The 24,082-nt window shown below is 63.5% G+C and carries 23 protein-coding genes and 2 pseudogenes; 14 read left to right on the top strand and 11 right to left on the bottom strand.

Features of this window, described 5'->3' with window-relative positions; all coding sequences use genetic code 11:
* Positions 1 to 5 precede the first annotated feature (5 nt).
* A complete protein-coding gene (locus THIX_RS22360; protein WP_112487947.1) occupies positions 6 to 1,007 on the bottom strand; it encodes an aldo/keto reductase in 1,002 nt (333 codons plus the stop codon).
* A 101-nt stretch (positions 1,008 to 1,108) separates the two neighbouring features.
* Between THIX_RS22360 and THIX_RS22355 the strand changes: the two genes are divergently transcribed.
* From THIX_RS22355 to THIX_RS22345, 3 genes are all read left to right on the top strand, one after another.
* The gene (locus tag THIX_RS22355) at positions 1,109 to 2,017 is read left to right on the top strand and encodes a LysR family transcriptional regulator (RefSeq protein ID WP_112487946.1); all 909 of its coding nucleotides are present in this window, start codon (positions 1,109 to 1,111) and stop codon (positions 2,015 to 2,017) included.
* A 71-nt stretch (positions 2,018 to 2,088) separates the two neighbouring features.
* A complete protein-coding gene (locus THIX_RS22350) occupies positions 2,089 to 3,180 on the top strand; it encodes an IS630 family transposase (protein ID WP_112487945.1) in 1,092 nt (363 codons plus the stop codon).
* Between the two features lie 44 nt (positions 3,181 to 3,224).
* A complete protein-coding gene (locus THIX_RS22345) occupies positions 3,225 to 3,506 on the top strand; it encodes a nucleoside 2-deoxyribosyltransferase (RefSeq protein ID WP_112487944.1) in 282 nt (93 codons plus the stop codon).
* 128 nt (positions 3,507 to 3,634) lie between these two features.
* On the opposite strand, the gene THIX_RS22340 is transcribed toward THIX_RS22345, so the two are convergent.
* A complete protein-coding gene (locus tag THIX_RS22340) occupies positions 3,635 to 4,537 on the bottom strand; it encodes a LysR family transcriptional regulator (RefSeq protein WP_112487943.1) in 903 nt (300 codons plus the stop codon).
* 88 nt (positions 4,538 to 4,625) lie between these two features.
* On the opposite strand from THIX_RS22340, the gene THIX_RS22335 reads away from it, so the two are divergent.
* Positions 4,626 to 5,024, top strand: coding sequence for a carboxymuconolactone decarboxylase family protein (locus THIX_RS22335; protein WP_112487942.1), 399 nt, complete (start codon positions 4,626 to 4,628; stop codon positions 5,022 to 5,024).
* 136 nt (positions 5,025 to 5,160) lie between these two features.
* Positions 5,161 to 6,309 carry an MFS transporter gene (locus tag THIX_RS22330; protein WP_094159770.1) on the top strand — a complete coding sequence of 383 codons (1,149 nt, stop codon included), beginning with the start codon at positions 5,161 to 5,163 and terminating at the stop codon, positions 6,307 to 6,309.
* Here the strand turns inward: THIX_RS22330 and THIX_RS22325 are convergent.
* Positions 6,296 to 6,529, bottom strand: a pseudogene (locus tag THIX_RS22325) (zinc-binding dehydrogenase); the annotation flags it as partial. The gene THIX_RS22330 and the pseudogene THIX_RS22325 overlap by 14 nt on opposite strands.
* Positions 6,530 to 6,531: 2 nt before the next feature.
* On the opposite strand from THIX_RS22325, the pseudogene THIX_RS22320 reads away from it, so the two are divergent.
* Positions 6,532 to 6,621: pseudogene (locus tag THIX_RS22320) on the top strand (DUF1348 family protein); the annotation flags it as partial.
* Positions 6,622 to 6,692: 71 nt separating this feature from the next.
* On the opposite strand, the gene THIX_RS22315 reads toward THIX_RS22320, so the two are convergent.
* On the bottom strand, positions 6,693 to 8,111 hold the full coding sequence (locus THIX_RS22315; protein ID WP_013123614.1) for an MFS transporter: 1,419 nt from the start codon (positions 8,109 to 8,111) through the stop codon (positions 6,693 to 6,695).
* A 66-nt stretch (positions 8,112 to 8,177) separates the two neighbouring features.
* On the opposite strand from THIX_RS22315, the gene THIX_RS22310 reads away from it, so the two are divergent.
* On the top strand, positions 8,178 to 9,053 hold the full coding sequence (locus THIX_RS22310; RefSeq protein ID WP_013123615.1) for a LysR family transcriptional regulator: 876 nt from the start codon (positions 8,178 to 8,180) through the stop codon (positions 9,051 to 9,053).
* A 139-nt stretch (positions 9,054 to 9,192) separates the two neighbouring features.
* On the opposite strand, the gene THIX_RS22305 is transcribed toward THIX_RS22310, so the two are convergent.
* Complete coding sequence (locus THIX_RS22305) at positions 9,193 to 10,209, bottom strand: zinc-binding alcohol dehydrogenase family protein (RefSeq protein ID WP_112487941.1); 1,017 nt, start codon at positions 10,207 to 10,209, stop codon at positions 9,193 to 9,195.
* A 119-nt stretch (positions 10,210 to 10,328) separates the two neighbouring features.
* Here THIX_RS22305 and THIX_RS22300 point away from each other — a divergent pair, with 119 nt between their 5' ends.
* Complete coding sequence (locus THIX_RS22300; RefSeq protein ID WP_112488563.1) at positions 10,329 to 10,736, top strand: helix-turn-helix domain-containing protein; 408 nt, start codon at positions 10,329 to 10,331, stop codon at positions 10,734 to 10,736.
* Between the two features lie 36 nt (positions 10,737 to 10,772).
* Here THIX_RS22300 and THIX_RS22295 read toward each other — a convergent pair whose 3' ends face one another.
* Complete coding sequence (locus THIX_RS22295; protein WP_112488562.1) at positions 10,773 to 12,113, bottom strand: MFS transporter; 1,341 nt, start codon at positions 12,111 to 12,113, stop codon at positions 10,773 to 10,775.
* A 135-nt stretch (positions 12,114 to 12,248) separates the two neighbouring features.
* On the opposite strand from THIX_RS22295, the gene THIX_RS22290 reads away from it, so the two are divergent.
* Positions 12,249 to 12,986: a helix-turn-helix transcriptional regulator gene (locus THIX_RS22290; RefSeq protein WP_094159768.1), complete on the top strand. Its 738-nt coding sequence runs from the start codon at positions 12,249 to 12,251 to the stop codon at positions 12,984 to 12,986.
* A gap of 40 nt (positions 12,987 to 13,026) precedes the next feature.
* Here the strand turns inward: THIX_RS22290 and THIX_RS22285 are convergent, their stop codons facing one another.
* Both THIX_RS22285 and THIX_RS22280 read right to left on the bottom strand, forming a co-directional pair.
* A complete protein-coding gene (locus THIX_RS22285; RefSeq protein WP_013123620.1) occupies positions 13,027 to 14,202 on the bottom strand; it encodes a YbfB/YjiJ family MFS transporter in 1,176 nt (391 codons plus the stop codon).
* 125 nt (positions 14,203 to 14,327) lie between these two features.
* Positions 14,328 to 14,828: a nuclear transport factor 2 family protein gene (locus tag THIX_RS22280; protein WP_013123621.1), complete on the bottom strand. Its 501-nt coding sequence runs from the start codon at positions 14,826 to 14,828 to the stop codon at positions 14,328 to 14,330.
* Between the two features lie 111 nt (positions 14,829 to 14,939).
* Here THIX_RS22280 and THIX_RS22275 point away from each other — a divergent pair, with 111 nt between their 5' ends.
* A complete protein-coding gene (locus THIX_RS22275) occupies positions 14,940 to 15,821 on the top strand; it encodes a LysR substrate-binding domain-containing protein (protein WP_013123622.1) in 882 nt (293 codons plus the stop codon).
* A 249-nt stretch (positions 15,822 to 16,070) separates the two neighbouring features.
* Here THIX_RS22275 and THIX_RS22270 read toward each other — a convergent pair whose 3' ends face one another.
* Positions 16,071 to 16,991: a LysR substrate-binding domain-containing protein gene (locus THIX_RS22270; protein WP_013123623.1), complete on the bottom strand. Its 921-nt coding sequence runs from the start codon at positions 16,989 to 16,991 to the stop codon at positions 16,071 to 16,073.
* A 951-nt stretch (positions 16,992 to 17,942) separates the two neighbouring features.
* Between THIX_RS22270 and THIX_RS22260 the strand changes: the two genes are divergently transcribed.
* Positions 17,943 to 18,803 (top strand): GyrI-like domain-containing protein, encoded by an 861-nt coding sequence (locus THIX_RS22260; RefSeq protein WP_112487940.1) that lies wholly within the window; start codon positions 17,943 to 17,945, stop codon positions 18,801 to 18,803.
* A gap of 29 nt (positions 18,804 to 18,832) precedes the next feature.
* On the opposite strand, the gene THIX_RS22255 is transcribed toward THIX_RS22260, so the two are convergent.
* Positions 18,833 to 19,771 (bottom strand): LysR family transcriptional regulator, encoded by a 939-nt coding sequence (locus THIX_RS22255; RefSeq protein WP_112487939.1) that lies wholly within the window; start codon positions 19,769 to 19,771, stop codon positions 18,833 to 18,835.
* Positions 19,772 to 19,867: 96 nt separating this feature from the next.
* Between THIX_RS22255 and THIX_RS22250 the strand changes: the two genes are divergently transcribed.
* The 3 genes from THIX_RS22250 (at position 19,868) to THIX_RS22240 (ending at position 22,980) form a co-directional block, all read left to right on the top strand.
* Positions 19,868 to 20,287 (top strand): 4-oxalocrotonate tautomerase family protein, encoded by a 420-nt coding sequence (locus THIX_RS22250; protein ID WP_013123627.1) that lies wholly within the window; start codon positions 19,868 to 19,870, stop codon positions 20,285 to 20,287.
* 300 nt (positions 20,288 to 20,587) lie between these two features.
* Positions 20,588 to 21,907 carry an OprD family outer membrane porin gene (locus tag THIX_RS22245; RefSeq protein ID WP_158540984.1) on the top strand — a complete coding sequence of 440 codons (1,320 nt, stop codon included), beginning with the start codon at positions 20,588 to 20,590 and terminating at the stop codon, positions 21,905 to 21,907.
* Between the two features lie 11 nt (positions 21,908 to 21,918).
* Positions 21,919 to 22,980, top strand: coding sequence for an ABC transporter ATP-binding protein (locus THIX_RS22240; RefSeq protein ID WP_112487937.1), 1,062 nt, complete (start codon positions 21,919 to 21,921; stop codon positions 22,978 to 22,980).
* 42 nt (positions 22,981 to 23,022) lie between these two features.
* On the opposite strand, the gene THIX_RS22235 is transcribed toward THIX_RS22240, so the two are convergent.
* The gene (locus THIX_RS22235) at positions 23,023 to 24,060 is read right to left on the bottom strand and encodes an IS630 family transposase (RefSeq protein WP_112488561.1); all 1,038 of its coding nucleotides are present in this window, start codon (positions 24,058 to 24,060) and stop codon (positions 23,023 to 23,025) included.
* Positions 24,061 to 24,082: the final 22 nt, after the last annotated feature.

Genomic DNA, 24,082 nt, shown 5'->3' with positions numbered 1-24,082 from the left:
GGGGCTCAGCCCTCGACCAGCGCGAGGTCTCCTTCGTTGTAGCGAGCACCGCTGATCGCCTGCAGATCCAGTGCGGACTCGACCGCGCGGATCTCGGAGGCGGACAGTTGCAGAGCGGCGGCTCCCGCGTTGTCTTCTATGTGCTCGAGCGTTCTGGCGCCCGGTATCGGCACGATGAAGTCGCCTTGAGCCAAGAGCCACGCCAACGCGAGTTGTGCGGGAGTGCACCCCTTAGCCCTGGCCACCTCGCCGAACAGTTCGAAGACACGCAGATTCCGAGCGAGCGCCTCCGCCTGGAACCGCGGGAGAGACTTGCGGAAATCCGACGCGGCCAACTGATCAGCGGACGTCAGCTTGCCCGTGAGGAAACCTCGTCCGAGCGGGCTGTACGGGACGAAGCCGATTCCGAGCTGCCGGCAGACCCCAAGGACACCGCGCTCGGGCTCCCGGCTCCAGAGGGAGTACTCGCTCTGAACGGCCGAGATCGGATGAACAGCATGGGCGGCGCGGAGGGTGGCAGTCGATACCTCGCACAGTCCGAGATGACGTACCTTGCCCGCGGCTACAAGGTCTGCCATGGCTCCAACGACGTCTTCGATAGGGATCGCAGGATCTACCCGGTGCTGATAGAGCAAATCGATGGCATCGATGTCCAGGCGCTTGAGGGACTGCTCGACCACTTCGCGGACGTGGCTCGGCCGGCTGTCGACCCCGACCATGCGCTCCAACCCGTTACCATGCGGCAAGATCTTGAATCCGAACTTGGTCGCGATCTGGATGCGATCGCGAGGAAGTCCTTTAATGGCCTTGCCGAGCAGCTCTTCGTTCGTGAATGGACCGTAGACCTCTGCCGTGTCGAAGAAGGTGACGCCGAGCTCGAAAGCCCGGTGAACTGCGCGGATCGAGTCATCATCCAGCGCGCCGCCGTATGCGAAGCTCATGCCCATGCAGCCCAGGCCCAGCGCCGAGACTGTGAGCCCACTGTTTCCCAGCTGACGTTGATTCATGACGACCTCCGTTTGTTGTCGATGAGCGCAATTTAGGCAGTTTTGTGCACTGCGACAATGTGCATACACTGGACGACTCAGTGAGGGTGATTCATCAATCCATGCACGCCGACTTCAACGAACTTGCCTGCTTCGCCGCCATCGCCCGACTTCGTAGCTTTCGAAAGGCGGCGGACGAACGCAACGTGACCGCATCCAGCCTGAGCCACACGATGCGCAGCTTGGAGGAGCGCTTAGGGGTCCGATTGCTGAACCGCACAACGAGAAGCGTGGTGCTCACTGACGCGGGCTCCCAGCTGCTGTCTCGCATCGAGCCCATGCTCGCGGGAATCTCTGAAGCCCTCGATCAGGCCCATTCCTTCGGCTCCTCGCTCAAGGGCACCTTGAGGCTTAACGTCCCCCGGCCAGCCGGAAGGGTGCTCCTGGCGCCGATCATGGACGGCTTCCTACGAGACCATCCCGAGACCGTAATCGAACTCATAACAGACGACGGCATCATCGACATCGTCCAAACGGGCTTCGATGCCGGTGTTCGGTTCGGTGAGAGTGTCGCTCTCGACATGGTGGCAGTACCTATTGGCCCCGCTCAGCGCCTGGTCCTGGTGGCGTCTCCCGCTTATGTCAGCAAAACAGGACCCATTAGGCACCCAGAAGATCTGAAACAGCGCGCATGCATTGGGCGCCGTTTCCCGAGCGGCTTGCACTACGCCTGGGAGTTCGAAAAGGACGGAGAGAAGATCGCAGTTCGCGTGGTAGGGCCGCTCGTGCTCGACGACGACGACATGATGGTGAAGGCGGCGGCCGGAGGCATCGGCTACGCCTATGTCCATGAATCAACGGCCAAATCGCTTCTAGATAGCGGACAACTGGTCCGCTCCCTGGACGATTGGTGCCCCTTCATCCCGAGCTTTCACTTGTACTACCCGAGCAGAAGGCATGTCTCGACGGTGCTCCGAGCCTTCATTGACTGGTGCAATGCGTACTACGCCGGCTCGGGAGCGACGCGCTAGTGTCATGTCCCGTTATTAACTGGCATTAGTCTTGCATACCAGTGCGGTATCTTGGAACTGGAGATACCGCGATGAGAACAGGCAGACCGAAGGTTGAATTGCTGCTGTCGGACGAGGAACGTTCGCAGCTTCAGTCCTATGCGCGCAGCCGCTCGCTGCCCGCGGCTCTGAGCAGGCGGGCCCGCATGGTTCTGAGCAGTGCGGACGGTGAACCGAACAACGCCATTGCCGAGCGCTTGAAGCTGACCAAGGCCACAGTGGGCAAATGGCGCAAGCGGTTCATCGAGCGACGCATCGCCGGGCTGTACGACGACGTGCGGCCGGGCAAGCCGCGCTCAATCGACGATGAACGCGTAGCGCACCTGATCAAGACCACGCTGCACACCAAGCCGGCCAACGGCTCGACGCATTGGAGCGTGCGCTCGGTGGCCGCCGAGACCGGCATCTCCAAGAGCAGCGTCGCGCGCTACTTCCAACTCTTCGGTCTGCAGCCCCATCGCACCGAGAGCTTCAAGCTGTCCAACGACCCCTTCTTCATCGAGAAGCTGCGCGACGTGGTCGGCCTGTACCTGAGCCCGCCGGACAACGCGCTGGTGATCTGCGTGGACGAGAAGAGCCAGTGTCAGGCGCTGGAGCGCACCCAGCCGATGCTGCCCATGGGGTTCGGCTATGTCGAGGGTGTCACCCACGACTACAAGCGCCACGGTACGACCACGTTGTTCGCGGCGCTGAACGTGATCAACGGCGCGGTGCTGGCGGCGTGCAAACCGCGCCACCGGCACCAGGAATTCCTGTCCTTCCTGCGCGAGATTGACGAGGCCGTGCCCGCCGAACTGGACATCCACTGCATCTGCGACAACTACGCCACCCACAGCCATCCCAAGATCAAAGCCTGGTTGGCAGCACGACCGCGTTGGCACATGCACTTCATCCCCACCTACAGCTCCTGGCTCAATCAGGTCGAGCGCTTCTTCGCGCTGATCACCGACAAGGCCATTCGCCGCGGCTCGTTCACCAGCGTCAAACAACTCGTGCAACGCATCGACCACTTCGTCGCCGCCCACAACATGAACTGCCAGCCGTTCAAGTGGACCGCTACTGCCGACTCCATCCTCGAAAAACTGCATCGACTTTGCTCACGTATCAGCGGGACTGGACACTAGGGATGGTCTGCACAACCCCAACTGCGCCGTGATCTGACCTTTGGTTGCGTCTGCTGCGCGATTGCGACGGGGTGCTGGCGAATCTCAGCCCGTTCCGCGGTGTGGAACCGGATCGCGGATCTGTGTTTGAGGCGGCTTTCGCCTTGGCCATCGGCAAGCCCGTGGCCGCCTGGATCGGTGACCACTGGAACACCCGAGAACGATCCGCCGTGCTGCGCAGAGTCTGGCGTGATGCCGATGGCCGGGTACGCGACAAGACCGATGGGGGTCTCGTCGAGGACTTCGGCCTGCCCGTCAATCTGATGTTGGCTTGCAGTTTGCTGTGATGCCTACGCCATGGCATGCGATCGAGCGGCTGGCGGAGTTATTGGGGGTTGAACTGAGGGCGAATGGAGTGCCTGAATCTCACGACTGAACGACGGCTTGCGAACGGCATCGTTGAATGTCCGGCCGGTCAGGGCGGAAGGCCTTCGAGGGCTTTCCGGTTGTCGCTGACCACGGCGGCAACCATGTCCGCGATGACGCGCACCCGCGGCGCGTCGCGCAGGCCTTGCTGGATCACCAGCCAGATGTCCTGCGACACGCATTGCCCCGGTGAAAGGCAGCGCGTGAGCTGCGGATGGGTATCCGCGATGTAGCACGGGAGCACGGCCAGCCCCAGGCCCTGTTCCGCTGCGTGCAGCTGGGTGAACAGGCTGTTCGCCGTCAGCGCGATGCGCGCTTCGGGAAACTGCTCGCGCTGCCAGCGCGCCTGCACCAGGTGCTGGATGGAGGCATCCCAGCCGATCCAGGGCAGTTTGCCGAGCCCCGCCTTGCCGGGCTTGCGGGTCTGCGGCGCCAGCCCCTTGGCGGCGTACACCGCATACGCCTGCACCCCCAGCTTGCGCACGGTGAGACCGCCGGCCTCGGGCCGAACCAGCCTCAGCGCCAGATCGGCGTCGCGCCGATACAGATCCTGGATCGCAGCCCCGGTCACCAGTTCCAACACGAGATCCGGATAACGGGGCGCAAGCGCCGCCCAGCGCGGCAGGATCAGCAGATTCGCCAGCGCCTCGTTGGTCGCCAGGCGCACATGCCCTCGGGGAGTGCTGCCTGCATCCGCCGCCCGGCCTTGCAGTTGCACCATGGCATCTTCGACGCGCCGGGCATCCTGCAGCAGTGAGGCGCCGTCCTCCGTCAGTCTGTAGCCGCTGGCGTGGCGCATGAACAGCGTCACGCCCAGCGCACGTTCCAGCAGCGCGATGCGCCGCCCCACCGTGGAGGGACTCACTCCGAGCTGCACCGCCGCCGCCGACAGGCTGCGCGTGCGCGCCACCAGCAGCAACAGGCGCACATCATCCCAGTTCAGGTTTTCCATCAATGCAAAACCACCTTGCGTCGTTTTGTCTTCACGAGCATAGCGCGCAGCGCCACAATGGCCGTCATCTCACAACGGAGTGCACGGCATGTCTGAATTCTCTGAACGCTACGAGCGTGGCTGGAATGTGCTCAAGACCATCGACGGCGAAGCCGGCGAGCGCGTCATCGCCTCCCTGCAGGATGTCGCACCCGATCTGGCGCGCTACATCATCGAGTTCGGCTTCGGTGATGTGTATGCAAGGGGCGTTCTCAGCTTGAAGGAGCGCGAGATCGCCACCGTCGCCGCGCTCACCGCGCTCGGCACCGCGCAGCCGCAACTCAAGGTGCATCTGCATGGGGCGCTCAACGTCGGCTGCAGCCGCGAGGAGGTGGTCGAGGTGCTGATTCAGATGGCCGTCTATGCCGGATTTCCCGCCGCGCTCAACGGCATCATGGCGTTGAAGGAGGTTCTGGCCGAGCGCGTTCAGATTGGACTGGCCCCCTGAGCAGCGCCTTCTGGCTGATCACAGATCGGGGCGCTATTTCTCTTTCTTACCGTCACTTGAGGATGTCGTGATCACAGCGCACTCAGCTCCAGCCCCGGACACCCATCGTGGGCTGTCAAAGCACTTCGCCCTGTTCATGGCCCTGGCCTGCGCGGTCACGGTCGCCAATCTTTACTACGCGCAGCCCTTGTTGCAGCAGTTCGCGGCGACGTTTCATGCAAGCATCGCGGAGGTCGGCGTGGTGCCGTCGGCGGTGCAGATCGGATACGCCGGTGGTTTGCTGTTCCTGGGTCCCTTGGGCGACCGGCATGCCCGGCATCGTCTCATTTTGGGTCTGGGCGCGCTGCTGCCTTTGGCCTTGCTGGCCGCCGCTGCCGCACCTTCCGTGCTCTGGCTGGCCTTCGCGATGTTGGCCGTCGGGCTGTTGTCCTCGATCATTCAGCAGATCATTCCGTTGGTGGCGCATGTCACGCCGACTCCTTCGCGCGGCAAAGCGATTGGCATTGTGATGAGCGGACTGATGATCGGCATTCTCGGTGGACGGGTGATTGCAGGCGGTATTGCACAGTGGGCGAACTGGCGGTGGGCGTTCGCCTTCGGTGCCGCCTCAAGCGCCGCGACGTGGATGATGCTGTGGCGCGTGCTGCCACGGCTGCCCGCGCAGGTGGAAGAAACGCAGGGATATGTCGCGCTGATGACCTCGACGCTGGGTCAGTTCGTCCGGCATCGCGAACTGCGTTTCGCGGCGTTGACGGGCGCGCTGTTCTTCGGCAGTTTCAGCGTGTTCTGGGTCGGGCTGACCCCTGTATTGCAAGGCCCGGCCTATGGCTATGGCCCGGCGGTAGTCGGCGCGTTCGGTTTGCTGGGCATCGCCGGGGCATCCTCCGCCGCATTCGCGGGGCGCTGGTCCGATCGCCCGGGCGGTGCGCGCCGGGTGCGGCTGGCGGCACTGGTGACGATGCTGCTTTCATGGGGGGCGGCAGCGTTCGCCATGCAGGGTGTCTGGGGGCTGATCATCGGCTGCCTCGCCATCGATGCAGGCTGCCAAGGCGCGCACATTGCCAATCTCGCCACGATTCACGCCTTACCTGGTGAAGCCCGCAGCCGCATCAATGCGGTGTACATGAGCGCGTACTTTGGTGGTGGCGCCATCGGTTCGTTGATCGCCAGTCTGGCCTGGGACGTGGGCGGCTGGCTGGCCGTGGTGCTGTGCGGTGCCCTGTTTGCGGGGCTAGGTTTGGTGGTGGAGTACGCCCGGTCGTTTGATTCCATCACTTCGTTCTGATCGACTCCCAGCCCTCCACCACCACCTTGCCGATGCTGCGGCCCGTCTCCACCAGCGCGTGCGCGCGCTTGAGCGTGGCGGCGTCGATCGGGCCGAGGCGGGTGTTGAGCGTGGTTTTGAGCTGGCCTGCATCCACGAGCCGTGCCACCTCGCCGAGCAGGCGACCCTGCTCGGCCAAGTCCGCGGTGGCGAACATCGAGCGGGTGAACATGAACTCCCAAGTACACGGAAGACACGCGCTGGCGCAATCGCGCTGAATTTCCGGCCGATCGTGCGGAAGTGCAGCGTTTTCTCGAACGCAAGTGGGCGCGTGGGAACCGTTAACGGCGCGGGTGCATGGGCTGTCGGAGGTGGCGAAGCTCCATGCCCGATTAGCCTCATTTTCAGCTCAATTGCTTCTCTGTATCTGTGCCAAACCTTAGCCAGCACATGGCGCTTCCCGCCAACAGCAGTATGACTGCCATGCCGAGCGACCAATGCATACCCTGCATAAAAGCCCGCTGTCCGGTATTGCGTACCAGATAGCCAAAAACAGCAACACCGAGGAGTCCGCCCACTTGGCGTGCGGAATTGAGGACACCCGATGCGATACCCGCTCGCGAATCATCCACCGAAGATAGCGTGACGTTGGTCATAGTCGGGACCATCAAGGCAATGCCGCTGGACGCTATGAGCATCGGCACCACCAGCCAACCATAGGCTCCATCGACGCGAACAGGTAGAAGCAACAGGTATCCCGATGCAGCAATGAGCAAGCCCAGAACCATTAGCCGCTTCGCGCCCATCCGGCTAATGAGGCGTCCGGCAAGTACGTTGACCCCCATCAGCACAATCGTCATGGGCAGAAATGCCATTCCAGTCTGCTGCGGTGAAAGCTGTTGCTCGATCTGGAAGAACAGGCTGAAAATGAAGATCAGCCCGTAGTAGGAAAAATTAACGATGACACCCGAGATCGTCGCGATTGTGAAGGCGGACACACGAAATAGCCCAAGCGGCAGCATCGGCGAACGGCTACGCGATTCAATCCAGATGAATCCCGCGGCAGCAACTACCGCGAGCAACAAACCGCCCTGTACCCAGACACTACCCCAACCCAGCTGTCCCGCTTCCGTGAGCGCAGCCGTGAATGCAGCTAATGAAAGGATAGCAACGAGCTGTCCAGGCCAATCCAGGCCATCGTCATGGTGGCGCGGGTGGCGCGAGCCGTCGGCAGCGACGTACTGAAGCGTGAGATAGCCACCCACAAGTCCGATCGGAAGATTGATGAGAAAGATGCTGCGCCAACCCCAATGCGTGACCAGCAAGCCACCCAGCACCGGCCCGGCTGCCAGGGATATGCCGCCGATAGCACCCCACCAGCCCACGGCGCGGCTGCGCTGCAGCTTGTCCGGAAAGGCGCGCTTGAGTATGGCTAGCGAATTGGGAACCAGCAGCGACGCTCCAAGACCTTCGACCAGCCGGGCAACGACCAGCATCGGCAAGTTGATGGCGACGCTACAGGCAGCCGATGCCAGCGTGAACAGTGTGAAGCCGCACAGGAAGACCCTCCGCGACCCCAAACGATCTCCAAGCGAGCCACTGGTCAACAACAGTGCGGCAAATACCAACGTGTAAGCATTCACCACCCATTGCAGCCCCGCCACGGCGGTAGCGAAATCACGGTGCAATGCACCAAGCGCCACATTCACTGCGCTGACATCCAACAACACCACGACGAAGCCAAGCGCAGCCGCAATCAGCGTGCCACGTGGGGAAGACGAAGAAGACATTTTTAGCCATCCGAAGCCTTGAACAAGAGGCATGCTAGGCCTCGACAATCTGTGCGTAAATTCTCTAAAATTGCAACTCAAACTTGAGAAAACGCACATATGTTCGATTGGGAGAATCTGCGCCATTTCCTTGCCGTGGGCAACGCTGGAACACTGTCTGGCGCGGCGCGGTCACTTCGGGTGGACCACGCCACTGTCAGCCGGCGGCTGGTGGCACTGGAGGACGAATTGCAAGTCGTCTTGGTCGAGCGTCTGCCGCGTGCCTGTCGCCTGACGCCGGTCGGCATTCAGGTTTTTGAGCAGGCCAAGGCCATGGAAAGCACTGCCTTCGCCATCGAACGGCATACCCGTGCGACTCAAGCACCCTTGAGTGGCAAGGTCACGCTCAGCGCGCCGCCCGTGTTGGCTACGCATTTTCTGGCAACCCGCATGGCGGATTTCCAGACGACTTATCCAGGCATCCAACTTTCCGTCACTGCTGAAGCGCGCCAAGTGTCACTGAGCCGCCGGGAAGCAGATGTGGCATTGCGGCTGATACGCCCGAAGGAATCCAGTAATGTCGTCCGCCGTATCGGCCGCATGCGGTTCGCGCTGTATGCCAGCCACCATTACCCGGCCTTGCACGATCCCAGCCACTGGACCTTCATCGCCTACGACGAGCAATTTGCTGACATGCCCCAGCAGAAATGGCTGCTAAACATCGCCGGGCAACGTCCCGTGAGTTGCGAGCTGAGCGACATCAGTGGCCATTTCATCGCAGCTCGCGCAGGCGCTGGTGTCGCAGGCTTGCCTTGCTTTCTTGGTGATGCCGACAAGCAATTGGTCAGACTCGATGAATCGGGCGCTCCTTTCTCGCGCGACATCTGGCTGGTCACTCACCGGGATCTCAGGCGTTCGGAGACCGTGCGGGCAGTCATGGGTTACCTGGGTGAAGCTTTTCAGAGCAGCCCCGAGCTTGAGCCGGGCCAACGTTGATCGAGGCGGGCCACACATCGACTTCGGCATGACGACCATGGGCGGTCTTCGACTCGCGACATCTGATCGCGCTGTGCGTCCAACGCGTTCGCCTTGCGTTGCGGCAACTCTTCACCCAGGCCCCGTCACGCTGTTGCGATCACTCCCAGCCCTCCACCACCACCTTGCCGATGCTGCTGCCCGTCTCCACCAGCGCGTGCGCGCGCTTGAGGATGGCGGCGTCGATCGGGCCGAGGCGGGTGTTGAGCGTGGTCTTGAGCTGACCTGCATCCACGAGCCGCGCCACCTCGTCGAGCAGGCGGCCCTGCTCGGCCAAGTCCGCGGTGGCGAACATCGAGCGGGTGAACATGAACTCCCAGTGGATGGACACGCTCTTGCGCTTGAACGCCAAGATGTCGAGTTGCTTGGGGTCGTCGATCAGCGCGAAGCGTCCTTGCGGTGCGATCAGTTCGGCGATGTCGGCCAGGTGCCGCGCGGTTTGCGTGGTGCTGAACACGAAGGCGGGTGCGCCCAGACCGAGGGCCTGCAGCTGCGGTGCCAGCGGCTGGCTGTGATCGAGGATGTGATGGGCGCCCATGCGCTGCACCCAGTCGCGCGTTTCGGGACGCGAGGCGGTGGCGATGACGGTGAGTCCGGTCAGTTGCCGCGCAAGTTGCGTGGCGATGGAGCCCACCCCGCCCGCGCCGCCGATGATGAGCAGCGCGGACGCGGCGCCGGGCACGGGGCGACGCACGTCCAGCCGGTCGAACAGCGCCTCCCACGCGGTGATCGCGGTCAGCGGCAGCGCCGCGGCTTGGGCGAAGTCGAGGCTGGCGGGCATGTGGCCGACGAGGCGTTCGTCCACGCAGTGCAGCGCGGAGTAACTGCCCGGCCGGGTGATGTCGCCCGCGTAGTACACCCGGTCGCCCGGACGGAAGCGCGTCGCTTCGGGGCCGGTGGCCAGCACGGTGCCCGCGGCGTCCCAGCCCAGCACCTTCCACTCGCCCGCGGGTGGTGCGCTGCTGGCGCGCACTTTCACGTCGACGGGGTTCACTGAAATGGCTTCGACGGCCACCAGCACATCGTGGCCGCTCGGCTGGAGGCCGTGCAGTTCGATGTCGACGAGCGACGTGGCAGCGTCGATGGGCAGCGGGGTTTGATAGCCGATGGCACGCATGGGTTTCTCCTGGTTTGAATGCGGCGAATTGCGCAGGAGAACCGTAGTGCTTACCATGCTGTTGAACAAGTACGCACATATTGTGCACATAGTGTTGAAAAGGATACTGTATGCCGCGCATGCGCCATCGCCGCCTGGATTGCAGCCCTGGCTGCGTGGTGGAAGCCACGCTTAGCCTGATCGACGGCAAGTGGAAGGGCGTGGTGCTGCACCACTTGCTGGACGGCACGCTGCGCTTCAATGAGCTGCGCCGCCGTCTGCCCAACGTCACCCAGCGCATGCTGACCAACCAGTTGCGCGAGCTGGAGACCGACGGCCTGATCGCGCGCAAGGTGTATGCGCAGGTGCCGCCCAAGGTCGAATACAGCCTCACCGCGCGCGGCCGCAGCCTGCAACCGGTGATGGCGGCGCTGAAGGCGTGGGGGGATGCGCACATCGCGCTCGCAGGCAATCCGCCGGCCGTTGTGCCTGAGCGGCCCGATGCGCCAAGCAGCGCGCTCGATGCGGCGCGTGCGGTCGCTGTCTGATTCAGGGCGGCACTGGCCGCATGCGGGCCAGTGTCTCTATCCCGCGCGTACCGACACGGCCAGCAGCGCGCCCGCGAACACCACCACCGCGCCGAGCGTCATCGCCACGGCGAAGCCTGTCGTCATCGTCGCGCCCATCGCGAACACGCTGCCCAGCGCGCCCACGCCCAGCGTGGCGCCGACCATGCGTGCGGTGTTGATCATGGCCGAGGCGGTGCCGGCGCGGGCGGGCTCCACCGCCGCCACGGCGCTGGCCAGCACCGGGCCGGTGTTCAGCGCCATGCCCACGCCGGTGAGCAACAGGCCGGCTTCGGCCAGCCACAGGTTTTGTCCCGCATGTGAACACGCCAGTACGGCGATGCCCGCGCCGATCAGCGCCATGCCGCCCGCGATCAGTCGGTGCGTGCCGTAGCGCTTGCTCCACGGCCCGGAGCGGTGCGACAGCGCGACGAAGGCCAGCGACATCGGCAGCAGCGCCAGGCCGGCGCCGGTGGCGTCGAGCACGCCCCCGCGCAGCCAGTTCAGCGGCAGCAGGAACAGCACGCCGTACATGCCGAAGGTCATCGCCGCGGCCACGCCGTTCACCGCGGCCAGCCGTGTGTTGCGCAGCAGCGGCAGCGGAATCATCGCGCCCGCTCCCGCACGCCGTTCAGCACGCACGAACAGCAGCGCGGCCAGCAGTGACACCGCCACGGCGGGCAGCAGCAGACGGTGCACGATGGCGGCCACCGCCAGCGCAGCCAGCAGCACGCCGCCGAACCACTGCCCCGGCAGATCGACGCGCCGCCCCTGCGCATCGCGCGACTCGGGGATGGCGCGCGGCGCCCACAGCAGCACCGCCAGGCCGATGGGCACGATCAGCAGAAACACGCTGCGCCAGCCCACCGTCTGGATCAGCCAGCCGCCCAGCGTCGGGCCGATGGCCAGCGCCGCGCCATTGGTCCCGGCCCACACGCCGATGGCATGGGCGCGCTCGTGCGGGTCGGCCCAGATCACGCGGATCAGCGCCAGGCTGGCGGGCAGCAGCATGGCTGCGCCGATGCCCGCCAGCACGCGCCCGGCAATCAGCGCGGTGATATTCGGCGCCAGCCCAGCGAGCAAGGAACCCAGCACGAACACCGCCGCGCCCGCCATCAGCACGCGCCGCCGCCCGAGCAGATCGGCCAGGGTGCCGCCGGTCATCAACAGCGCGGCATAGCTCAGGTTGTAGCCGTCCACCACCCATTGCAGCGCGGGCAGCGGCGCGTGCAGGCCGACGCCGATGGCATGCACCGCGAGGTTGACCACCGAGGTGTCCACCTGGGCGATGAGCACGGCCAGGCAGAGAATGAGCAGGATGACGCGGCGATCGGTGGGTGCAGCATGGGCGTTGGTCATGGCATCGGAATCGAGTGGCGATGCCGCCATCATCGGCGATACGCATGCGCCATGCTTCGGCGCGCACCGAAGTGTGCCGCGCGTGTTGCGGCCACAATCACGGCATCGCCAACCGCATGCCGCCGGAGACACACCATGACCCACGACATCGACATCGCCCGCATCGCCGCGCTGGTGGGCGAACCCGCGCGCGCCAGCATGCTGCTGGCGTTGGGCGATGGCCGGGCGCTGCCTGCGGGCGAATTGGCGGCCTGTGCCGGGGTGAGCGCGGCCACCACCAGCGGGCATCTCGGCGCGCTGCGCGAGGCGGGTCTGCTGGAGGCGAAGCAGCAGGGCCGCCACCGCTACTACCGGCTGGCCTCGGCGCAGGTGGCGGCGCTGCTGGAATCGTTGATGCTGGTGGCGGCGCAGAACCCGGCGCGCGCGGCAAGCTCGCGCGTCGATCCGCTGCTGCAGGCCGGGCGCACCTGCTACAGCCACCTCGCCGGGCGGCTGGGGGTTTCGATCTGCGATGCGCTGATCGCGCGTGACGGCCTGCACATCGAAGACGACCTCGCCCGCTTCAGCCCCAGTGGCATCCACTTGCTGGAAGACTTCGGCCTCGACACGCGCGCCCTGCGCCACCAGCCGGTGAGCAAGACCTGCATCGACTGGAGCGAGCGCCGCCATCATTTGAGCGGCCCCGTTGGCGTGGCGATCTATCGCCGATGCCTGGAACTCGGCTGGGTGCGGCATCACCTCGACAGCCGCGCGGTGAGCGTGACGGAAACAGGCGGGCGCGGGTTGCGCGACTGGCTTGGAATCACCTGGCCAGGCGACGCCGAATCCGTGTCGACGCATCGAGCGGGCGCCCGACCCGAGTCACCGCGCTGACCGCCGCCGGCGCTCACGCATCGACGGCAGCAGGAGTCTGTTACTCGCCCACACTGCGGGCCGTGGGAATCCTGGCACCGCGCGTCCGCACCAGGGCAAGAGTGGCCGCGACGAGGAGCGCCAGCGCCGCCAGCAACAGCGGCGCATCGAAGCTGTGCTGCCGCGCAGCCAGCCATGCCGCCGTCAGCGGCCCGACGATCTGCCCGACGCCGAACGCGGCGGTCAGCGCGGCGACTAGGCGGGTGTGGTCATGCGGCATCAGCAGCCGCGCCTCGCGCATCACCACCATGGGGATGGGCATGAGCATGCTGCCGGTCAACACGGTCGCCAGCGCAAGGCCGAGAATGCTCGGCCAGACCAGAATCAGCGTGGTGCCCGCAATCATCGCAACAAAAGCACCCGCCAGAACGGAGCGGTTGTCGATGTGCCGCAGAAGGCGCGGTAACAGCAGGGTCAGAACGACGGTCGCCGCACCGTACAGCGGCCAGAACCACTCGCGCAGCGCGGGCAGGTGCAGATGCTCGCCGGCGATGACCGGCAGAAAGGTGGCGGGGATGACATAGCCAAAACCGAACAGGCCATAGGCGGCGATCAGTGCCCAGGCCGGCCCCATGGGCTGCGCCGGGCTTGCCGCGTCGGCCTGTGCCGAGGTTGCTTCGGGCGCATGGCCCAGCGTGCGCCAGAGCAGCGCCATCACCCCGGCGCAGGCCAGACCGAAGCCGATCCAGCTCGCCGCCGAACCCACCCTGAGGGGCTGCAATCCAGCCACCACCACGCCGCTCGCCACGATGCCGACGCCGGGGCCGGTGAACACCAGTGCTTCGAGCAGAGGATGCGCCACCGGTGCGGATACGCGACGCATGCTCCAGGCGATGCCGTGCACCATCAGCACCGCCGCCGCGACGCCTGCCAGCAGGCGCCAGGCCAGCCACGGCACCATGCCATGGGCAAGTCCCATGCCCGCGGTGGACAGCGCAATCGCCACCAGTCCCCAGCGCAGCACCTGCCGCTGCGGCAAGGCCACCACGGTGCACAGCAAGGCCCCGGCCAGATAGCCGATATTGTTCACCGAGGCCAGCCAGCCGCCCCCGACCAGACTCAGCCCGGCATCGGCCTGCATGATCGGCAGCAGCGGCGTGAGCAGAAACCGGCCGATGCCGATGCCGATGGCGAGCACGGTCATGCCGGTCAGGGCATTGCGCAGAGGGGTGTTCATGGAGGTGTCCACAGGGGAATTGCAGAATGCTCTGGTTCAGCGGCGTGCCGCGCAGCGGACCGTCGCCGCAACCCGTTGGTTGGTCCGCTCATTGCCAGGGCGGAGTCAAGGTGCACGCGCGTCGATCATGCCCCCCGGACAGCCTGCTGGTACCGCGCCAACGCCTCGGGGTCATCGATCGATCCATGATGGTGTACCTGCCGCCAGCCGAGTGGGCCACCGAAATACTGGAACACGCGACTGGTTCGTATCGCCAGGGGTACCGTGCGACCGTCACGCGTGAATTCGCCTCGCTCGCGACCCGCGAACACGACGGTGTCATCGCCCACATATTCGACGACATCGTGGAGCTCCACCCACACCTGCGCGGGGCCGCTGAAGATGCGCCGGTACAGCGCGCGGATGTCGTCGAGCCCGCGCATGATCCCGCCCAGCGGATTGTCCAGCGAGATCAGCGTACCTGGCGCCCATACGGCCTCCAATGCGTCCAGCGAGCGCTGGTTGAAGGCGAAGTAGAAACATTCGAGCGCGGCACGCGCGCCCTCAAGGGATGGCTCACGCGCCTCGATTCGACGGTCGGCTGCGCCGCGGCCGTAGGTTCGCGACAGCATCTGCGATGTTGGCATGGCTGCTTCCTTTCTTTGACCCGATGTCTTTTAGGGTTGACACCATATTAGGTGCCAGAATTCAGCTATAAAAGCGAATAATTCAGAGCGTACACATCGGAAAAAGCGATCATGGATTTGCGTGAACTGGAAGCCTTTCAAGCCGTGGTCGACGCCGGCGGAATCGGCCGCGCGGCGTTGCGCCTGCACCGCGCGCAATCGAGCATCACCGCGCGCATCCGCCAGTTGGAAACCTCGCTGGGCGTGGCGCTGTTCGAACGCGAGGGGCGCGTACTGCGTCTGACTGCGGCCGGCGATGCGCTGCTGGGCTATGCTGGGCGCCTGCTCGACCTCGCCGAGGCCGCCCGTGCCGCGGTGCGCCAGGACGGCATCGGCGGACGACTGCGGCTGGGCGCAATGGAAAGCGTGGCCGCGAGCCGCTTGCCGTTGCCGCTGGCGGAGTTCCATCGCCGTCATCCCGAGGTCATGGTCGAACTGCAGACCGCGCCCTCGCGCGAATTGATCGCCCGCGTGCAAGCCGGCGCGCTGGATGCGGTCATCGTCGGCGAGGCCGTGGACGCTGCACGCTACGCGAGCGTGCCGCTGTATCGCGAGGAACTGGTGCTGGTCGGCGCGCGCGACAACCCCTCCCTGGCCAGTCCCAAACTTCTCGACGGCAAGACCGTGCTGGTGTTTTATGGCCAGGGCTGTGCCTACCGCCGTCGTTTCGAGCAGTGGCTGCAGACGTTGCGCGTGGTGCCGGCGCGCATGCTCGAATTCGCTTCGTATCACGCCTTGCTCGCGGCCGCGGCGAGCGGTGTCGGCGTGTGCCTGATCCCGCGCTCGGTGCTGGCGATCTACCCGCAGCGCGAGGCGCTGGCCGTGGCCGCGGTGCCCAAGCGCGTGGCGCGGCTGCAAACCCTGCTGGTGACGCCGCGCGCCTTGCACACCCCGGCGCTGACGCGACTGGTCGAAGCCCTGCGCGTCGATGCGGGCGCGAGTAGCGCCGCCTGAGCGCCGCTGCACGGTGCTTCGCAGGGTTTGCGCGGGATCGAGCCGCGCTGCCCGCGGCAAACCCGCGCCTATCCGGGCTGTAGCGCCAGTACCGCGCGTTGCAGTTCTGTCCGTGCGCCGCGGATCGCGCCGGAAACTAATGGCGAATCCACCATGCCGCATTCCATCGGGTTCACACCGAGCAGCGAGATGCTGATCGAAGCCGCATCATGACTGTGTCAGTCGGACCCTGTTCACCCGACCCACCCTTCAACTCCCCCTATTGAGAAGCCCGACGCGCGTCGCGCTGGCTTCTTCTTCAAGCCAGTCCAGAAACTCGCGGATGGGCGTTACGCGCTCCCGCCCTGGCCTGCACAAAGCCACGTAGCGATCTCCAGGGAGGCGGACCGACGGCAGAACAGGTCGAAGCGCTCCCGCCATGACTTGGTCATTCACAAGCACGGAGCTCGCAAGTACGGCACCCCGCCCATGCAAGACGGCTTGCAAGGCGTAGTGTTCGTCGTCAAAGTGGCGTAAAACCGACCGCCGCAACCAGTCCTGTTTTCCTGCCCGCTCGCACCAGGCTTGCCATGTCACGGATTCAGTGTTTGGAGTCGAGGTGTCCCAGCGCACGGCGATCAGTTCAAGCCGTCCGCTAGGGCGGTCTTCATCGAAATCGGGGGACGCGAACGCCCCGAAGTACTCGTCAAAAAGCTCCTGATTGACGAGTGCCGGATAGCGCTCGGAACTGCAGCGAATGGCCAGATCCACCCTCGCTTCGCGCTCCAGATCGACCACGGTGTCGCTCGTTTCCACCGCGATATGAAGATGCGGGAACCGCTCGTGGAATCGTTCCAACCGCGGGATCAGCCACGCGGCGGCGAATGACGGCGTCGTGGTCAGCACCAGAGTCTCTCCCGGCGCTACTGGTTGGATGGCTTCGAGCGCATCGCCGAGCCGCCGAAATGCCTCATGACTGGCGGCATAGAGTTGTTGGCCGCTCAGCGTCAGGCTTACGCCTGACGGCTTGCGTTCAAACAGCAGCAAACCCAGCCAGGTCTCGAGGGTTTTGATCTGATGCGAGATCGCCGTCGGCGTGACGGCAAGTTCGCTGGCCGCCGTCTTGAAGCTGCCCAATCTCGCCGCGGATTCGAAGGCCCGCAACGCCGTCAAGGGAATTTTTGAGAACACGCTGACATTCAGGAAACGAAGGAAGCGCTTGGATCCGGTTCACTGCATCCTGTCGCTCGCTGCTGTAGAAGCGGCGCAAATTCGCCGGGCCCGTTTGGACCTCAATGGTAGAGGTATCAGGAGCCCGGATGCGCCCCGAAAGGTGGGTGATTTCATTTCATCCGGCAAGAGATTTGTTCATTTGAGAACGCTGGGATGGTTCCATAAATTGTGCCTGCAGCTCACCCAGGCTGGTGCTTGTCTTGATCATCACCAGAGACTCTTCACCATCCTCCCAGGACATCTTGAATGGACATCAAAATCATCGCTCGAGAGCTGCGGCCAAGGAAGTTCGCGTCAGGAACTCAGCGCGGCCAGGACCCCACTCGCCCCGGCAAATTGGCGTTGCCGTGGTGGCGAAAATCCGTGAGGAGGTGTGCGTCCACCTCTCCCAATCCGGTCAGGGGCGACACATGATCTGGCCCGGATTTGGAATGGGCGGACAGCTGCGCAATGCTCTTGCTGAGCGGGCGCGACATCGCGCGCTCCATGAACAAAAATTGCCGTCCAACGGGGGACGCTTCGCTGACAACGCTCAGACTCGGCACTTCGAATCAACGGGCTCAGAACTGGATTCGGCGTCGCACTTCCCAATAGACCTGCATAAATCGGTAAACGAATCATCAGGGGCCACCCCATCCTGCCCATGCGCATCGCCAGTAAAGACAACAGATAGCACGGTGAACCCGTCTAAACGCTCATGACGGCACGTCCAATTGTGCCAACCGCTTGAGCACGCGGGCTCTATGGCAGAGCCTTCATGGCAACTGCCCCCGTGAGCCAAGCGCTCGCAAATCGTTATGCCATCATGTCTGCAGTTCGTGCCGCATCAAGAATTTGAATTCCGCAAGGCTGGCTAGGCGCAGAGCCGTGGGTGCGAGCGACCATATCGCTCACCACTCCAGCCAAGCGATGACAACCCACACCGCCTACGCGAAGCGCTTTGACGCTGTGCTCGCCCACATCGATGCCCATCTGGACGGCGATCTGTCCGTGGCGGTGTTGAGTCGGGTTGCCAGCTTCTCGGCCTATCACTTTCACCGCCAATTCACGGGCTATGTGGGGGTGCCGGTCGCGCGCTATGTGCAGATGATGCGTTTGCGCGGCGCCGCGCGACGCCTGGCCTCGCAAAAGCGCTGCACCGTCCTCGACGCCGCGCTCGATGCCGGGTTTGACAGCCCCGAGGCCTTCAGTCGGGCGTTCAAGCGGGCATTCGGGCTGACACCCAGTCAGTTCCGTCGTCGTCCCAGTTGGCAGGTCTGGAGTGCGTCTTTCGTCATCCCTCACCTTTCAAGGAAGCTGTCTATGCAAGTTCAGATCATCAATTTCCCCGAGACGCGCATTGCCAAGCTGGAGCACCGCGGTGCGCCCGGCCTGCTCAACGCAAGCGTGCGTCAGTTCATTGAGTGGCGCATGCAGTCCGGGCAATCGCCCGTGGCGTCCAGTCGCACCTTCGGCATTCCCTACAGCAATCCCGAGACCACGCCGCCGGACTCGTTTCGCTTTGCGATCTGCGGGGAAATGCAGGAGCCTGTCGCGCCCAACAGTGTGGGCGTCTGCGAGGACATCATTCCCGGCGGACGATGTGCGGTCATCCGCCATGTCGGGTCACCTGACCATATCGGCGAGAGCATTTATCCGATCTACCGCGACTGGCTTCCGGGCAGCGGCGAGGAGTTGCGCGATCATCCGCTGTTCTTCCACTACCTGAGCGTCTATCCGGAAACGCCCATGGAAGACTGGCAAACCGATATCTACGTGCCGCTGGTGTGATGAGCTGGGACGGGCAGCCTTTGGCTGCATCAGGTCCAGTTCGGACTGGTCTGTGCCGTCGCGCTGGAGGCGTCCCCCGAAAACGCGGCCCGCAAGACGGACAACGTGCCCTCCACCAGCGCATCGGCCTTTTCATGGGGCACGCACAAGCTGAACTCGACATCGGGCAAATCCGGCAAGGGGCAATCCGCAGATGGGTCCATCCGGCGCATTCCGGCTGGAATGGCCGATGCATTCAGACAGGAGATGCCAAGCCCTGCCGCCAGAGCGAGCTGCAAGCCAAGAACGCCGGAGGCACTATGGGCGATGAAGTAGGGCATGCGATTGGCGTGCAGCGTGCGCACAATGAATTGCTGAAGGGCACAGGTCTCGGGGAGAACGACCAGGGGTAAAGGTTTGCCCCCTTCGTGTACCCAAGAAGGTTCGGCAATCCATGCCAAGGGTTCACGCAGCACGTGCAGACGTTTCGCCTTCGACGTTTGCGACCTGCGCGCCGCGTGGCTGTCCAGTATGCGCATGGATAGACCGATGTCGAAGTCCGTATCCGCCTGTCCGCTTTCGATGATTTCGCTCTTTCGGATCGAAACATGCAAGCGGAGGTGCGGGTATCGCATGCGAACCTGGCGCAGCAGCTGTGCAATGACTGTGGGGCGGAAGTAGTCGGTGATCGCCAGACGCAGGTCGCCTGCCAGCTGGATACCCCGCATCTCCTGGTAAACACGTTCGTGCTGGGCCACCAGCTGGCGGGCATGCCCGAGTAGACGTTGTCCTGCGGGCGTCAGGGAGATTCCCTTCTTGCCCCGATGAAACAAGAGCGCGCCGCAGTGCTCCTCCAACTTACGGATTTGTTCGCTGACGGCCGATTGTGAACGGCACAGCCGCGGGGCCGCCGCGGTAAGGCTGCCCGCGTCTGCAACTGCAATGAGAGCCTGGAGGAGAGTAATGTCGAAATGGTGCATGGCATCCATCGGCCTATCCGATGGATGCCATCATAAGTTCCCGCTTTTGATGTGAATGGATTCCTTCTAACCTGCGGGCATCCCTTCACGATTCGGAACTGCCCCATGCCCTTCATCACCCTGCATCTTTCTGGAAGCCCTGACCCTGAACTGAGCCGCGATCTGAGCAAGAGGATTGGCGCACTCGCCTGCAAACTGTTGCGCAAGGATCTGAGGCGTACCTCTGTCCTCGTGCGCTACGTCCCCCATGCCGATTGGTTCATCGCAGATCAGTCGCTGCAAGAGTTGGGGCGCAATGCCTTCCGCCTGGAAGTGACCGTCACGGACGAAACCAATACGCGGGACGAGAAGGCCATCTTTCAGCGCGAGGCATTCCAAGCGCTCTCGACCTGGATCGGCAATGTGCACCCGCATTCGAATATCCATGTCATCGACTGTCGTGCGACCGCCTATGGTTACGGCGGCGTCACGCAGGACAGACACTATCAGGCCTTGGACTTGGGTTCCGCCCCCAACGGCCCTTGATCCTATAGCTGCCGCTGTTCCTGGCGGCCTTCAGCGCCACGCCCACGACACCCTGATGCCGACCCACCGCATGGCGCCAACGATCAGCGGTGCTATCGAGCCACCGCTGAAGTGACCCCGCTTCCACCGAAACTGCTGGAGGACTATACGAGTGAAAATAACGGGCATAACTGCAACCGAGCGAAACGTTTAGTGACAAAAAATTAATTTCATCGTTTCGTCATTTCTGTTCAGTAGCATGAAACCCTTTACGGTCAGCCACGAATGCTCGGCCGGGTTCATAACACCAACATCCCTGAAATGACGACCCATCCCTTCACCTTTCGCAAGCCCTTGTTGGCTCTGGCCCTCAGTGCCGCTTCGGTACTCAGCCTGCCAACGCCGTCCCAGGCCGCATCACCAGCGAGCTTCTTTCATGTTTCGGGATTTGTGCGCCTCTATGGTTTCAACAAGAACTACGGCGCACCGACCAAGCCGGATCAGCGATCCTCGGCCCTAGGCGAAGGCCTCAACATCACCACAGATCCCTTTCTCGGGGGTTTCGGACTCGGGCTGAGCGTCTACAACGCCAATGCCATCGAAACCTTCCCGGCTGGAGACAAGGCGCACGAGACCACACTGATGGGCGCCAAGTCCTCACTGACCACGGTCGGACAGGCCTATGTCCAATACGCGCGTGACGGCGCACTGATTCGCGCCGGGCGTCAGATCATCAACACACCCTGGATGGGGGCGCGGGACTCCCGGATGATCCCCCAGACCTTCCAGGGGGTATGGGCCTCGATCGCGCCCATGAAAGGTTTGCAGTTGATGGCCACGCGCATCAACGCCTTCAAGAGCCGGACCTCCGATGGTTTCACGCACGACAACCTCTACTACCCCAACGGCTACGAAGACGATGAGCTGTACGGCACAACCACGGTGTTTCCTAAGAAAACCGTACTTCCCGAAGCCAGCGGCACCAGCGTGATCGGCGCACGCTATCACTCTGGCCCCATTCATGGGGAGGCCTGGTTCTATGACTACACCGACTTTGCGCGCAGCACCTATCTGAATGGCGGCTACGCTTTCGGCAAAGCCCACGACGCTTTCGCCCCCTACGTCGATGCGCAGTTCATGCATCAGACGGGCGGCTCGATGTTTCAGAAGTACAAGGCAACGCTGTTTGGCAAAGGCGGAGCGGTCGATTCCACGCTCTGGGGCTTGCGCGGCGGCGTCAAGTTCTCGGGCAACAATGTCTCCTTGGCCTACAACAAGCTGGAAGATCACGCCAATTCCTTTGGCGGAGGTTCCATCGTTTCGCCCTATCGCGATTCCTCGGCGATGTATACCGCAGTCATGCACGTCGACCTGTTGGCCTACGGACCGGGAGATGCCACCGAGTTGGCGTATAGCCGAAGCTTCCTCGACCATCAGCTCAAGCTGAAGGTGGCCGCGTTGAAGTTTCATACAACCTACAGCGGCAATCCGCATGCCGTCTATTTGGATGCGACCTATGCCCTGCGCGGCAAGCTCAAAGGGCTGTCTATTCGTGAGCGCTTGTTGATCAGCAATGGGGCGTCTTCTGCGGCCTATCGCTCGCTGGTCTACAACCGCCTGATGCTGCAATACCGATTCTGAGAGCAGCAGGCATGACAGCATTGCGCATCCGTGGGCTGCAGGCGGACTACGGAGGTCAGCCCGTTCTGCGTGACATTCAGTTCGATCTGGAGCCGGGCGACTATGCCTGTCTCCTGGGACGATCCGGATCGGGCAAGAGCACACTGCTCGCGGCGGTTGCGGGGTTTGTCCATCCCCATGCGGGGCAGATCGCAATCGATGGCGAAACGGTCTGCGATCCAACCCAGTCGATCGACCGCCCGCCGCACCAGCGCGGTCTGGGCATGGTGTTTCAGGATGCCAATCTCTGGCCGCATCTCGACGTCATGGACAACATCCTGTTCCCCTTGCGCGCACGCAAACTGCCGGCCGATCACCGATGGGCCGAGGAATTGCTGGATCGCGTGGGTCTGGCCGGGTATGGCCGACGCAAGCCCGCCACCTTATCTGGAGGCCAAAGGCAACGTGTGGCCATTTGCCGCGCGCTGGTGGCTAAGCCCAGCTTGGTGTTGCTCGACGAACCTCTATCTGCAGTCGACGGCCCGACCCGAGAAGAATTGCAGAGCTATCTGCAGACCCTGTTCGGCGAAACCCGCACGACCGCGCTTCACGTCACGCACGACCCCTCCGAGGCGTTCGCCCTCGGACGGCATGTGGCCGTTCTCGAGCAGGGACGCATCGTGCAATGGAGCACGCCAGCGACGGTGTACCGTGAGCCGTCCAGTGAGGTCGTGGCCGGACTGACCGGCAGTTTTCGCAGCGTGCCGGTCAACGTCGATTTCCTTGAGCAGAACGATCTCGCTCGATTCACCTTCGACGGCAGGGCTTGGCAAGCCCCCGCCCACTCCTCGCTCCGAACCGGGCCTGCGCGCCTGCTGCTTCGTCCTGAGGCGGTTCGCATCCACGCCCAAGCGGGCGCCTGGCGGGTGCACAAGCGCCGCTTTGAAGCTGGGCTCTTCCACGTTGAAGTCGAACACCCCAACGGCGATCGCATCCAGGGCACCAGCCCGCACGATCTGTCCCAGGATGCGGTGTCCATCGACCTCGTTTCGGAGCACTGCTGGCTCCTCCCCGCCGACAACCATCCCGCCTGAGCCTTTCGTCCTTTCTCATTATTGCTCCGGCCCTGTGAAGTATTAAGCTGCGTAGCGAACGCGCCGGTCCTGGAAGTAGCTCATCACACGCTGCGGGTTTTGTTCCAGCATCGCCATATGGTCGTTCGCAGCTTCGCGTAATTTGGCCTTGGTTCGCACCGGCACGCGTTTGCCCATTTCCTGTTTGAGATCGGCGTTGAGCCTCTCCTCAGGGTTGAGTTGGGGGCTGTAACTGGGCAGGTAAAACAGCTCGATCTGCGCGTTGTGCAAGGCGACCCACGCCTTCACCAACTTGCTGTGATGCACCCTCAGGTTGTCCAGAATCAGGAACACCTTCCTGCCTGCATCCTTGATCAACGCCTGCAAGAACTCGATCAGCTTGTCGGCGTCAAACGTCTCGTCGATGATCATCCAGCGGGTCTTGCCCTGGTTCGTGACCGTGGCGATCATCGAGAGCTTCTGGCGCGTCCCGCCCACCGCCATCGCCACCGGGGTTTTGCCCGCAGGGGCAAAGCTTCTGCCGCGCACGTCTGTGTTGACCAGCGCGGTTTCGTCTCCCCAGTGAATTTCCGCGCCCTCAGCCCTGGCGCGCTGCTCGATGGCGGGGTATTCCCCCTCCAGCCAAGCCTGCACCGCCGCAGGGCTTTGCTCATAGGCTCGCTTGATGGGCTTTTGCGGCGTAAAGCCCCAGCGGGTGAGGTACTTTCCAACGCTGCGCACCTGTAGTTTGATGTCAAACTCTTGTTCAATGAGTTGCATCACCGCAGCGCGGCTCCACAGATGGAAGTCCATCTTGAGTTGCTCGGGACGTGTGTCAATGATCATGCGCTGGATCGTCTCTTCTTGCGCTTGACTGAGCACCCGACCGTCGCCTCTGGCGCGTCCCCGCCGAGTCGGTCGGATGGCGCTCCAGCCGCCGGCCTCGTACAAGTCGATGGCCGCTCGAACGGGCGGGTAACTCAGCCCCGTCATGTCCACGATCTGCATGATCTTGACGCCCCGCTTGTGCAACCTCACGACTTGCTTGCGTCGCTCGTGAAGTTGCTCCAGTGTTTGCTTTCTTGCGTTTTCTTTTTCCACCATCAATGGATCAAAAAACTTG

Origin of the sequence: Thiomonas sp. X19 (assembly GCF_900089495.1) — a bacterium.
In the GTDB taxonomy this organism is placed as follows: Bacteria; Pseudomonadota; Gammaproteobacteria; order Burkholderiales; family Burkholderiaceae_C; genus Thiomonas_A.
The sequence above is the reverse complement of the archived record's forward strand: the minus strand, read 5'-3'. Positions and strand labels throughout refer to the sequence as shown.

Coding starts and splice junctions, on each gene's coding strand:
- THIX_RS22360 (WP_112487947.1), bottom strand. CDS start 1,007: ATGAATCAACGTCAGCTGGGAAACAGTGGGCTCACAGTCTCGGCGCTG.
- THIX_RS22355 (WP_112487946.1), top strand. CDS start 1,109: ATGCACGCCGACTTCAACGAACTTGCCTGCTTCGCCGCCATCGCCCGA.
- THIX_RS22350 (WP_112487945.1), top strand. CDS start 2,089: ATGAGAACAGGCAGACCGAAGGTTGAATTGCTGCTGTCGGACGAGGAA.
- THIX_RS22340 (WP_112487943.1), bottom strand. CDS start 4,537: ATGGAAAACCTGAACTGGGATGATGTGCGCCTGTTGCTGCTGGTGGCG.
- THIX_RS22335 (WP_112487942.1), top strand. CDS start 4,626: ATGTCTGAATTCTCTGAACGCTACGAGCGTGGCTGGAATGTGCTCAAG.
- THIX_RS22330 (WP_094159770.1), top strand. CDS start 5,161: ATGGCCCTGGCCTGCGCGGTCACGGTCGCCAATCTTTACTACGCGCAG.
- THIX_RS22315 (WP_013123614.1), bottom strand. CDS start 8,111: ATGCCTCTTGTTCAAGGCTTCGGATGGCTAAAAATGTCTTCTTCGTCT.
- THIX_RS22310 (WP_013123615.1), top strand. CDS start 8,178: ATGTTCGATTGGGAGAATCTGCGCCATTTCCTTGCCGTGGGCAACGCT.
- THIX_RS22305 (WP_112487941.1), bottom strand. CDS start 10,209: ATGCGTGCCATCGGCTATCAAACCCCGCTGCCCATCGACGCTGCCACG.
- THIX_RS22300 (WP_112488563.1), top strand. CDS start 10,329: ATGCGCCATCGCCGCCTGGATTGCAGCCCTGGCTGCGTGGTGGAAGCC.
- THIX_RS22295 (WP_112488562.1), bottom strand. CDS start 12,113: ATGACCAACGCCCATGCTGCACCCACCGATCGCCGCGTCATCCTGCTC.
- THIX_RS22290 (WP_094159768.1), top strand. CDS start 12,249: ATGACCCACGACATCGACATCGCCCGCATCGCCGCGCTGGTGGGCGAA.
- THIX_RS22285 (WP_013123620.1), bottom strand. CDS start 14,202: ATGAACACCCCTCTGCGCAATGCCCTGACCGGCATGACCGTGCTCGCC.
- THIX_RS22280 (WP_013123621.1), bottom strand. CDS start 14,828: ATGCCAACATCGCAGATGCTGTCGCGAACCTACGGCCGCGGCGCAGCC.
- THIX_RS22275 (WP_013123622.1), top strand. CDS start 14,940: ATGGATTTGCGTGAACTGGAAGCCTTTCAAGCCGTGGTCGACGCCGGC.
- THIX_RS22260 (WP_112487940.1), top strand. CDS start 17,943: ATGACAACCCACACCGCCTACGCGAAGCGCTTTGACGCTGTGCTCGCC.
- THIX_RS22255 (WP_112487939.1), bottom strand. CDS start 19,771: ATGGATGCCATGCACCATTTCGACATTACTCTCCTCCAGGCTCTCATT.
- THIX_RS22250 (WP_013123627.1), top strand. CDS start 19,868: ATGCCCTTCATCACCCTGCATCTTTCTGGAAGCCCTGACCCTGAACTG.
- THIX_RS22245 (WP_158540984.1), top strand. CDS start 20,588: ATGACGACCCATCCCTTCACCTTTCGCAAGCCCTTGTTGGCTCTGGCC.
- THIX_RS22240 (WP_112487937.1), top strand. CDS start 21,919: ATGACAGCATTGCGCATCCGTGGGCTGCAGGCGGACTACGGAGGTCAG.